Genomic DNA, 12,213 nt, shown 5'->3' with positions numbered 1-12,213 from the left:
CGAAGAAATGTTTGACTTGCTCATTTGCTTTTTTGATAGTGTGTGCTCACTTAAAATTTAACGTTGGCGCTTTGTTTTGTTCAGTTTTCAAAGAGCAATATTTTTCATCGCTTTTTAGCGACTTAATTAGTCTAACACCCTTCAAACATAAAGTCAACAACAAGTTATCATTTACTTGTTTGTCTTTTTTGTCTCAAGCGGTGTATTTAATATATTAGCACTTGCATTTAGATAAGTCAATGCAATCTTTTAAAATTCACTTCATTTTTTCATGAGCCAACTTCTTCTATATATACACCACTTTCTTTCTATAGAAGCCGGACCCTGCCATTGAAACATCAAAAACAGGAGGGCAGCTGATTATAGCCACCCTCCTGTTATTAATGATTATTTATTAATGGTAATTACGTCCGCTTCTTCTCTATCTACATTTCCGGCCTTTTCGATCTTCACACTTTCACCTTCGGAAAGGTTAGTAAAGACGATTGGCGTAATGATAGAGCTGGCATTGTTTTTGACATACTCTATATCAACTTTGAGCAATGGCTGTCCGCTTGTCACTTTATCTCCTTGAGAGACTAGTGCTTCGAAACCTTTGCCTTCTAACTTAACTGTATCGATCCCGACATGTATCAAGATTTCACGACCAGCTTCGGAAACGATACCTATTGCATGTTTAGTCGGGAATAGGTTAACGATCGTACCGTCTACAGGAGAAACAACCAACCCTTCCTCAGGCACAATGGCAAATCCATCACCCATCATTTTTTCAGCAAAGACTGCATCAGGCACTTCCGTGATCGGTTTTAATTCCCCTTTAATAGGAGAAACAAAGCGCTCGGAAACTTCATCCGTCCGTAAAGGTTTCGGGACGACATCCTCGATTTGCTTTTCCACACCCACTTCAGGAGATGCTTCTACTTTACGAGGCCTTTTTCCATCGATGATATCTTTCATTTGCCCCTTGATCGTTTCTGAACGAGGTCCGAAGATTGCCTGGAGGTTATTGCCCACTTCGAGAACTCCAGCGGCACCAAGTTTCTTCAGTCTATTTTTATCAACGTTACCGATGTCATTGACCGATACACGAAGACGGGTAATACAAGCATCCAAGTGAGCAATATTTTCTTTTCCGCCCATAGCATCCAAGATATCCCCAGGAAGACTTCCAGCTGTACTTTCAGATCCGCCCTCTTCTTCATTCTCTTCCACTTCACGGCCAGGAGTTTTAAGGTTAAACGTCCTTATCGCAAATCGGAATCCGAAGTAATAGATAACCGCAAAGACCAAACCAACCGGAATAACGATCCATGCATTGGTTTGCGGATTAATTAAACCAAACAGTACGTAATCGATCAAACCACCCGAGAACGTCATCCCGATTTTCACGTCCAGTAAATGCATGGTCATGAATGATAGACCTGCAAACAGACAGTGAATCCCGAAAAGTACCGGTGCAACAAATAAGAATGCAAATTCAAGTGGCTCAGTAATCCCAGTCAGGAAAGATGTAAGTGCCGCAGAAGCCATCAAGCCACCGACTATTTTCTTTCTTTCCGGTCTTGCTTCATGATAAATGGCCAAAGCCGCAGCTGGTAACCCGAACATCATGAATGGATATTTACCAGTCATGAAGGTACCTGCCGTTAAATTCTGTACGCCATCTTTAATTTGTGCCATGAAGATAGCCTGGTCTCCTCTGACTGGCGTTCCCCCGCCTTGAGGGATATAGCTGCCAAATTCGAACCAGAATGGCGAATAGAAGATATGATGCAACCCAAAAGGAATCAGCGCACGTTCTACAACCCCAAACACGAAAGCTCCCAGAGTCAGGTTAGCACCCAACATATTTTCGGAAAATGAATTTAACCCCGATTGAATCGTCGGCCAAACCAAGATCATCAGCAATCCAAGAATAACTGCGCTTGCGGCTGTTGCAATTGGTACAAAACGTTTACCTGCAAAAAATCCTAAATAAGAAGGCAGTTCAATTTCATAAAACTTATTATACATAACAGCAGCCATGACACCGACAATAATACCGCCGAACACACCAGTTCCCAACGTCGGGATTCCCAGAACATTGCTATACACCGCACTGTTGTTCGCAATGTCGGCAGCGTCAATGCCAAGAACAGTTCCCATCGTTACATTCATAATCAAGAAACCGATAATCGCCGCCAAGCCGGCAACACCATCTCCGCCAGCTAACCCAATTGCGACCCCCACAGCAAACAACAAGGGAAGATTCCCAAAAATAATATTCCCGGCATTCTCCATTACCGATGCGACCATTTCCACTCCGCCACTCGCGAGAAACGGGGCGATATCCAACAAAGTCTCGTTTTGCAACGCATTACCAAACGCAAGCAAAATTCCGGCCGCTGGTAAAATGGCTACAGGAAGCATCAAAGCTTTTCCGATTTTTTGCAAAACACCAAACAACTTCTTAAACATAGGTTTTCCTCCTCTTACTGTTTTTCCCTGCTAATAAAACGGTTACATTTAACGATGGTATTCATCTTCCCACGCATCAGAATTCAAATACAAAAAAGGCATAAGCAAAGATAGGATTGAAATGAAAATTCAGGTATATAATACCCTCTTTCATAACAATCATTCTCCTCACTTATGCCTGATCGAATCAGTAACACGTAAGTTAATGTATGTTTATTTAATTTTCTTTTGTAATCGTTGGATATGCATCGTTAGATAGACAGCTTCCGCATCACAAACCGGACTGCCTAATTTCTGCTGCATAATCTTTATTAGCTTCCAAGAGATATTGTAACACAAAGGATATTCTTCTTTCAATAGCATTGCTATTTTTTCGGGTTCCTCTACTTTTTCCCCAGCCAACACCCTGTCTATCATGAATCTTAAATGACGGACCAAACGTGAATAATCTATGCTATCCTTATTAATTTGTACGTTTAGCTGTTCTTCAACAACTTGGATAAGCTGATAGATTAACTGCGAATGCTGGTTGACTTCCGATAAGTCTTTATTTGATATTGCGCTATGAATATGAAGTGTAATAAAACCGATTTCCCCTTGGGGCAGGCCTATGCCTGTCTTATCTTGAATTAATTCTACTACATCAACAGCAATATCATGTTCAAAAGGATAAAGGGTTATCGTTTCTTTCAAGAATGGGTTTTTGATAGTCATTCCTTGTGAAACACGCTGAAGGGCGAACAATAAATGATCAGTTAAACCGACATGTATATGTTCATTGAGTTTTCCAGTTACTCGGTCGTTAATGAGATGAATGGATTCTATAATGGCAGCTTGAAGATTTTGATCGATCTGCGGCAAAAGTTTTTTGTAACTTTCCTGTTCCTTGACATTTTTCAGGACAAACGTTTTCTCCGCAAGTTCCGGACTTAACTCTTCGCCTTTCTTTCGGTTGAAGCCTAAGCCCTTTCCAATAGAAACGACTTCTCCATACGACGGATGCGTGGCAATCACCACATTATTGTTCAAAACCTTTTCAACGATAAAACCATTCATTTTTCTCCCTCTTTTTTTCTCAAAGTCATCCCTATGCCCCATACAGGATAAAGTACTTAGTACTTAGTCCTTTTACTATACACGATATGAGCTTTCTCTTACAACATGAAAGAAGAGCCCCGAAATCAGGACTCTCCTTACTTATTGCATTGCATTATTACTTCAAGAAAATGAAATATAGTAGGAAAACGACTCCAAGGCCCCACATGATTGGGTGAACCTCTTTAGCTCTCCCTTTCATCGACATGGTGATCGGATAGAAGATGAATCCGCAAGCTATACCTGTCGCAATCGAATATGTCATAGGCATCATGATAACCGTAAAGAAGGCAGGAACCGCAATTTCAAACTTCTGCCAGTCAATATTTTTAAGTGATGATGCCATTAATACTCCGACTATAACCAATGCCGGCGCAGTCACCGCAGATGTTACCACTGATAGAAGCGGGAAGAAGAATAAGGATAGGACAAACAGCAATCCTGTCACCACAGCCGCAAAACCGCTTCGAGCACCAGCAGCAACACCTGATGTAGACTCTACATAAGATGTCGTGGTGGATGTACCAAGAATTGCACCTGAAACGATGGATAATGAATCAGCAAGTAATCCTTTTCCCACTCTAGGAAGAACATTATCCTTCATCAAACCAGCTTGTTGCGCGACAGCCACCAACGTACCGGCTGTATCAAAGAATGCCACAAACAAGAAGGTCAGTATCACGATTAACATTTGACCAGTGAAGAGATCACCGGGATTTCCGAAGGCATCGAACGCAACCCCGAATGTAGGCGCTATGCTAGGAACGGCACCGATTATTTTCTCCGGCACCGGAACTTGTCCAAAAATCATTCCTGCAATGGCTGTAATGACCATCCCTATGAACACGCCGCTTTTGACGCCTCTCGTCATCAAAATGACGGTTACGACAATTCCAAACACAGCCAATAAAGTGTTTCCTGATGTCAAGTCGCCCAGTCCGACAAGAACGCTGTCATCATTCGTGATGATCCCAGCATTCTGAAACCCTACAAAAGTAATGAATAAACCGATACCGGCACCAACTGCGTATTTCAATTCGACTGGAATTGCATTAATGATTTTCTCACGTATCCCCGATAGGGAAAGCAAAACGAAGATAATACCTGAAATCAGTACTCCCGATAAAGCCGTCTGCCAAGGAATTCCAAAACCGAGCACAACGGTAAAAGCAAAGAAAGCATTCAATCCCATCCCTGGTGCAAGCGAGATTGGATACCTGGCTATGAGTCCCATCAATATCGAGCCGATTGCGGCTGCCAAGGCGGTCGCTGCAAAAACCGCTCCGTAGTCCATTCTCAATTCATCCGGATAGTCCTCGATGCTTTGTAAAGTCAGCATCACAGGGTTAACAACCAGGATATATGCCATTGAAAGGAACGTAGTCAGTCCACCAAGTATTTCACGGCGATAATTAGTTCCCAGCTCGTTAAACCGAAAATAATTTTTCATTATGAGTCTCCCCTATCATAAAATCGTGCCAACAGAAAATGCCCCATTCGCTTACGAACGGGGCTTGACTGCGGTCATGTAAAGAAGTGGCGGTTTATCCACGCCAATCCTTCCACATCGTAGTCAAGCCGTTCACGGCAGCTTGGTAGAAACTTTTGGGCCATATCCCCAATATTATACGACAATTATGTTTTTTTATTATTATAGGTATAGTGTATCAGTCACTAAAATAATCGTCAATATATCAAACGAATATTTTTTATGTAATTTTAGGCAATGTTCGCTTTTCGCTATATATTCCTTACTTATTATGGCTATATCTTCGCCAACATACGTGAAATGTAAGTAATCTACATATTCAAATACTATTTTAACCAAAAAAATCAGTGAAGGATATTTCCTTCACTGATTGGATGATTTTAATCTTCTATTCCCACTCGATCGTTGCAGGTGGCTTAGACGTAATGTCATAAACTACGCGGTTTACATGGTTTACTTCATTAACGATTCTCGTTGAGATGATTTCAAGTACATCCCAAGGGATTCTTGCCCAATCGGAAGTCATTCCGTCAATGGATGTAACTGCACGGATCCCGATTGTATAGTCATACGTACGCGCGTCGCCCATTACCCCTACGCTTCGAATGTTAGGAAGCACCGTAAAGTACTGCCAAATTTCGCGTTCCAAACCATTCTTTTTAATTTCCTCACGTAAGATATGGTCAGATTCACGAACGATTTCAAGTTTTTCATCTGAAATTTCACCTAATACACGAATGCCTAAACCTGGACCCGGGAATGGTTGACGCCAAACGATTTCATCTGGAATGCCCATTTCACTTCCAAGTGCACGCACTTCATCCTTGAACAGGGTGTTCAAAGGCTCAATCAATTTAAATTGCATATCTTCCGGCAGACCGCCAACGTTGTGATGCGATTTAATTGTTTGTGCAGTGGCCGTACCACTTTCAATAATGTCTGTGTAAAGTGTACCCTGTGCAAGGAAATCAATTCCTTCGAGCTTCGTTGCTTCGTCATCGAATACGTAGATGAACTCGTTACCGATGATTTTCCGTTTTTGTTCCGGATCTGAAACGCCAGCAAGCTTCGATAGGAAACGTTCTTTTGCATCAACCTTGATTACGTTCATATTGAAGCCTTCACGGAATGTTTCCATTACACCTTCGGCTTCCCCTTTACGAAGTAATCCGTGATCAACGAAAATACATGTCAGCTGATCGCCAATCGCTTTATGGATCAATACAGCAACAACGGATGAATCAACTCCGCCGCTCAAAGCGCATAACACTTTTTTATCTCCGACCGTTTGGCGGATTTTCTCCATCTCGATTTCAATGAAGTTCTCCATTGACCAGTCACCTTTGCAGCCACAAACGCCGAATACGAAATTTTTCAAAATGTCATTACCGTATACGGAATGTCGGACTTCAGGATGGAATTGCACGGCATATAATTTACGTGACTCGTCACTCATAGCCGAAATTGGGCAAGACGGGTTCGTCCCATCAATTTGGAAACCTTCAGGCGTTTCCACCACTAGATCACCATGGCTCATCCAGACGATCTGTTCTTTCGGCAGGTCACTGAATAACTTAGACTCATTTTGGATGGCAAGTGTCGCTTTTCCGTATTCACGGTTTTTCGCTGGTTCCACCTTACCGCCAAAATGTTTAGTCATAAGCTGCATGCCATAACAAATACCGAAAATCGGAAGGCCCATTTCGAATATGCGTTCATCACAACCAAATGCATTTGCATCATAAACACTATTCGGACCACCTGAGAAAATGATTCCCGTTGGGTTCATTTTCTCGATTTCTTCTACAGTAATTGTATGAGGATGAAGCTCACTGTACACACCAAATTCGCGGATACGACGAGTGATCAATTGATTATATTGGCTTCCGAAATCAAGTACTACGATCATTTCCTGGTTTTTTTGCAATTCTGTTTTCCCCGGCACAAACGTCACCTCTATCAATGTAATTCACTCATAAAATCGAGTGATAATTTCTTATAAAAAATATTATCATAAAAAAAGAAAAACTAAAAATCCACCCTCAAAAATACAGAAAAAGTATAGACGAAGGCAGATTTTCAGCTTTCCTGTTAAAATCCGCCTTCATAGTCAAATCATTTACGGTGATTCGGTAGAAACTTTCGATCCATATTATCGAGGATATATGAAGGATATATTAGTTTAAGTTAGTTTTTGTTATTGTATCAATATAATAAAAACCTGGTCAAGAGCTAGTTTTTCTCATTAAGCTTTCCCAACCCTTTTGAAAGTGTTTCCATTCGCCATCTTCCACGTCTCCACGATATATCATTAACTCGTATCCAGCCGTCAATTCACTCATCTCATCCGTATCATACACTGCATCCACATAGGCGGCGTACTCCCTTAAGGTTTGCCCCTCCGGACGAACTAAACCAGCTCGTTTTAATTGTTTCAATAAAATTAAATAGGCTGTCGAGAAATGAGCACCGGTTTTCTTTCTATAACGAAGAATCTGCAGATGAGGAATCCACTTCCTTCTGAAGAAATAACCAATAGAAGCGAGAATCAATGCACCTGACAGTGAGATGGCAGTCCATTTTAAGAACCCATCCATGTTCCCGATACCCGTTTTCACGGATGATTGAGTTTCCCTATCGGGTGTATCCTGGCGTTCCCTGTTCTCTATCTTTGTTTGCTCTTCATTATTTGGAGTTTCTTCAGGCTTCTTGATCGCTTCCTGTTTCAATTCCGAATCGTAAAATTCAACTTCCCCATTGAAACCCTTTGTCGGCTCGAAGGGAACCCAGCCTATCCCTGAAAAATAAACCTCGACCCAGGAATGTGCATTATTATTGGTCACCTTATAAACGGATTCGCCATCAAGGATTGATTTTTCCCCTTCCGTATAGCCCTTTACCCACCTTGCAGGTATATTGGCGGCTCTTAGCAAAACAACCATTGCACTTGAAAAATTATCGCAATACCCTATCTGTGTCTCAAATAAAAATTGATCGACATAATCTTGATTGCTCTCCGGATACGGAATATCGTCCTTAGAATAAATGAATTCATGCCCGTCAAAATAATTCTCAATGGCTTTTGCTTTATCGTACCAATTCGTTTCATTCCTTGTAAGCCGGGATGCCAATTCATATATCCGATTTGGCATTCCCTCTGGAAGCTGCGTGTTCTTTTCCATTAATAAATCCATTGAATCGTCAGGTTCCGTTACCTTCCTTAACTCAGCTATATCAAAACTCGGCATATCATAGACCAGCTCATACTCTTTCATGGACAGTCGTTCGCCATCATCCTTTTCAGAAATAACTTTGTCCATACCCTCATAATATTTGAAATCCATCCCGTTTTTGCCCTCAATCTTTTTTAAATACCCTGACTGCGGATGAAGTATATGGGAATATGATTCCGTCATGGACACTTTTGCCGTCATTTCTTCTGTCCTCACCACTTTAGGAACGTCGTAAATATCTAAAGATGCCATATCCTGCCCGTTGGAAAAAGTGTGAAAGTCCGTTTCCAGTATGGAAACCCACCCTTTACCGGTATAAATATCCTTGTTCTCGACTTTCCAGTAATGTCCTGCAGGAGCATTATTATAAAAAACGATGGAACCATCCGGCTCTATCGAACCGCCAAGATCCGAATCATCTTCATCATATCCGACACTTTTACGCTTCGAACCACCGTCTTCTTTCCCCGCTTTATCAGAATAAGAGGTAATATAAGGCACCGGGTCCGGCCACTGCGGAGAGAGCTTTGGGGCAGCGAAACCGACAAGGACACTCACCAATATCATGCCGGTCAGCATTAATATCCACTTATTGATGGAAGCCATCGAAAACTTGATCCGCTCCTGTATCGTAAGTCGCAGCAGGGACAGCAGACCTAGCATCAAGAACCCGATGATGATGATTCTAATCATTGCCTTATCCCCCACATAGGGAGTGAATGTGTCAAGTACAGATATAAAAATCACCGTTAACATAAAAAAGAAAAAAATGCTTTGCCTTACCATCACCCAGTAATGGATCAAATATGTTACAAGCCACAGAAGGACAAAAAATAGAAACGTTCGAAATGGATTTGTGATCAGCTCCCAATTACCATCATATATAAAACCAAGATTGGCCGTAAAATCCGCTAGGAATCCTTCTTTCAGCCATGATAATTGAAATAAAGCGCCTTTTGAATGGAGGAACTGCAATGAAATCATTATATAAGCACTAATGAGAATAAACCGGATTGACCAATGTATGCGGAAATAATGCAGTAGCAGGGAATAGAGCAAAAATACGATAAAAATGATGATATTACCTGTATCTGTGAGCTTATCGACAGGCCTCAACCATTCAGTAATCAACAACAGACCAAATACATACATGAGGACGTGCATGAAGCTTTCCAACTTTGCGGTGGTGACATTCATTTCGCCATCACCTCTGATCTGTCAGACTTTAGTTGTCCATGTTCAAAAAAGCTAACCTTTATCCCCCTCGAAACAGCTGCAGAGCTTGACAGCCTTTCCTCATCAGTAAGATCCGCATGTTTCTTCACACATAACATTAATCCCTGATTAGGCCGTAAAGCACTCAATATGTCCACCTTTTCTAAGGTTAAGTCTGAAACGATGAATATCACAGCAGCATTTGCCGGAAGAATTCCCTTCCTGACATTTTCGTACAAATCGTTTGCCACTCTCGGCTCTTCTTTAACAAGTCGGTAAAAAATCTTTCGTTTCTGGTTATTGCCCGCTGCTGCCGGTATGATTAACCTCGATCTCCTGCTCACATACCCAATTTCCATGCCTTTCTTTAACAGGTCGTGTGCAATGGAAGCGGCCATTTCAATGGTTTCTTCGAATAAATCCGACGGCCTTTCATCAAGCATGATGAATACATCCCGGTTTTTCTGCACTTCGAATTCCTTCGTCATGATTTCACTCGTTCTAGCCGTCGCCTTCCAGTTAATCCATGACAACTGATCGCCTGGCTGATATTCCCTTACCCCGGAGACAACTGAATGTTCCCGTTGTGTTTTCTTTGCCGAAACCACTGCACCCTGATTGAACACTCGATCAAGATCACTGTAGGCAAGCTCATGATAACGAGGAAAAACAGTTATTTTCAAAGGTGAACTATATATCGCTTCCTTTTCGACTAGCCCGAAAAAATCCCCAATCCAAAAGCGGATCGATTGAAACGAATGCTCTCCGCGCTGCAAGTTTTCCAAGGTATATGACATGCTGAAGGTACGCTTGAATCCCGGAAAGATAATTATTTTCCTTTGGAATCCCCTATCTTCCATCTTCTGAGGCAATTCCTCCTCTACCACCATGAATAATAGGGGCAGCCGATTTTTACGGGTAAACGTCAATGCTATCTCAACAGATTCGCCGGCCTGGCATTCCCTTTTATTGACCTTTCTCTCAACGGTAAAATCATGCAGCGGATAAAACAGCAGAATCAAAGCGTACACAGAAAACGGTAAAAATGAATAAAAAATGAACCAACTGACAAAACCGCCTTGAAACATGGCATAGCAAAAGGAAACGGTCATGAGTAATAAAAGCCCGATCACACTCATATTTCCTCTTAAAATGTTGATGAATTTGCGCATTAGGTCACAGCCCGCTTCACTGGCACTTGTGTTGTCGCGACAATTTCATGTATCACCATTCCAGCATCGAAGCCATCATAATTCGCTTCAGGTTTCAAAATAAGCCGGTGGGAAAATACGAATGGAACTAAATATTGAACATCGTCCGGCAGGACATAGTCCCTGCCCTGGATCAGCGCGTAAGCCTGGGCTGCCTTCATCAATGCTATCGATCCACGCGGGCTCACCCCTAAATAGACCCCTTCATGCGAACGTGTTTGATTCGCCAATTCAACAATATATCGTTTTATTGTGTCATCCACTATCACCGCTTTTACCTCAGCCTGTAATTCTATCAATTCATCCAAGGTGATGACGGATTCCAGCTCCTCAAGCGGTGCCGTGTATTGAGCTCTATGAAGAACCTCTATCTCTTCTTCCACACCGGGATAGCCCATTTTCATTTTTAATAGGAATCTATCCAATTGAGCCTCCGGAAGCGGATATGTTCCCTCGTACTCGATCGGATTTTGCGTCGCCATTACGAAGAACGGCTTCTCCAATCCTCTTGTGACACCATCAATCGTCACACTTGCCTCTTCCATTGCTTCAAGCAATGCAGACTGAGTTTTCGGCGAGGTCCGGTTAATTTCATCGGCTAAAATAATATGTCCCATTATCGGACCTGGCCTAAAAATGAATTCTTGTTCCTTAGGATTGAAGATAGAAACACCAGTAACATCAGAAGGAAGTAAATCAGGTGTAAATTGAATTCGCTTAAAGCTTGCACCTATTGATTTTGCCAGTGCCCTTACCATGACTGTCTTTCCGACGCCCGGAACATCCTCCAATAAGACATGTCCGCCGGAAAGGAGTGCCACGATGCTTAGTTCCGCTATATCCCGTTTTCCGATAATCACCTTTTCGATATTCCCCAGAACCATTTCCAGTTTTTGATTGACCTGCTTATAAATCATTCTCTACCTCCCGGGATTCACATTATCACTATTTCATACCTTCTCTATATCACGCATTTTACATTAAGCTCCAATTAAACCTTACATTGTAAGTTTACTAGATAATCGGTAAACCATAAACGAATTTGTTCTAAAAGGTATGTTAAACTGTTGCTAAGTGAATATGAACCAACGATGACGTCCATTTGTTTAATGAAAATGTCATGTCACGCCCTGGACCAAGGATCGGGAAAGCTGTTGAACTCGCAAAAGACTGTTTATCCTGACTTGTTCAAATAACCGATAGGATGAGCCATATCTATATGTTATAACAAGAGGAAGGTACGAGACTCCTGAGGGACCCGCAGGAGCAAGCCGAGGAGGCTCCCGGACCGCCCGCGGAAAGCGAGTGCCTGGAGCGGAGATCAACGTCCAAATTGTACAAGCCATAAAAAAACGGCAGGCAAACTCCAATAAATTATCCACCTTTTCATAATTTCCCTCTCCGGTCTTTAGGGCAAGTCACGCCCCTCTGATCTGTATATTCTTTTTCTGTTTATGCTAAAATGAATGCAATCCACTCATAAGATATAAGAGGTACTGATCATGTATAAAAA

7 protein-coding genes and 2 riboswitches are annotated in these 12,213 nt (G+C 42.0%); all 7 genes read right to left on the bottom strand.

All coding sequences use genetic code 11. From position 1 onward, the window contains the following. Positions 1-387: 387 nt before the first annotated feature. The 7 genes from ptsG to V3595_RS26480 all read right to left on the bottom strand — a co-directional run bounded on the left by ptsG (position 388) and on the right by V3595_RS26480 (position 11,617). Positions 388-2,457: a glucose-specific PTS transporter subunit IIBC gene (gene ptsG, locus V3595_RS26510; protein WP_485910772.1), complete on the bottom strand. Its 2,070-nt coding sequence runs from the start codon at positions 2,455-2,457 to the stop codon at positions 388-390. 213 nt (positions 2,458-2,670) lie between these two features. Continuing rightward, positions 2,671-3,513, bottom strand: coding sequence for a glucose PTS transporter transcription antiterminator GlcT (gene glcT / locus V3595_RS26505; RefSeq protein ID WP_485910770.1), 843 nt, complete (start codon positions 3,511-3,513; stop codon positions 2,671-2,673). Between the two features lie 157 nt (positions 3,514-3,670). Continuing rightward, positions 3,671-5,002 carry an NCS2 family permease gene (locus V3595_RS26500; protein ID WP_063235528.1) on the bottom strand — a complete coding sequence of 444 codons (1,332 nt, stop codon included), beginning with the start codon at positions 5,000-5,002 and terminating at the stop codon, positions 3,671-3,673. 100 nt (positions 5,003-5,102) lie between these two features. Then, a riboswitch (purine riboswitch) is annotated at positions 5,103-5,204 on the bottom strand. Positions 5,205-5,429: 225 nt separating this feature from the next. Beyond that, positions 5,430-6,950, bottom strand: a complete 1,521-nt coding sequence (guaA, locus tag V3595_RS26495; protein WP_164855120.1) for a glutamine-hydrolyzing GMP synthase — start codon at positions 6,948-6,950, stop codon at positions 5,430-5,432. A 178-nt stretch (positions 6,951-7,128) separates the two neighbouring features. Next, a riboswitch (purine riboswitch) is annotated at positions 7,129-7,230 on the bottom strand. A 36-nt stretch (positions 7,231-7,266) separates the two neighbouring features. Next, positions 7,267-9,471, bottom strand: coding sequence for a DUF4129 domain-containing transglutaminase family protein (locus V3595_RS26490; protein ID WP_485910767.1), 2,205 nt, complete (start codon positions 9,469-9,471; stop codon positions 7,267-7,269). Then, positions 9,468-10,661 (bottom strand): DUF58 domain-containing protein, encoded by a 1,194-nt coding sequence (locus V3595_RS26485; protein ID WP_485910765.1) that lies wholly within the window; start codon positions 10,659-10,661, stop codon positions 9,468-9,470. Before V3595_RS26485 ends, V3595_RS26490 begins: the two co-directional genes overlap by 4 nt. Then, positions 10,661-11,617: an AAA family ATPase gene (locus V3595_RS26480; protein ID WP_485910763.1), complete on the bottom strand. Its 957-nt coding sequence runs from the start codon at positions 11,615-11,617 to the stop codon at positions 10,661-10,663. Before V3595_RS26480 ends, V3595_RS26485 begins: the two co-directional genes overlap by 1 nt. Positions 11,618-12,213: the final 596 nt, after the last annotated feature.

Origin of the sequence: Bacillus sp. CFBP9009 (assembly GCF_036541465.1) — a bacterium.
Classification (GTDB): Bacteria; Bacillota; Bacilli; order Bacillales; family DSM-1321; genus Peribacillus.
Note: the sequence above shows the minus strand (reverse complement) of the source record. Positions and strands in the feature narration are given on the sequence as shown.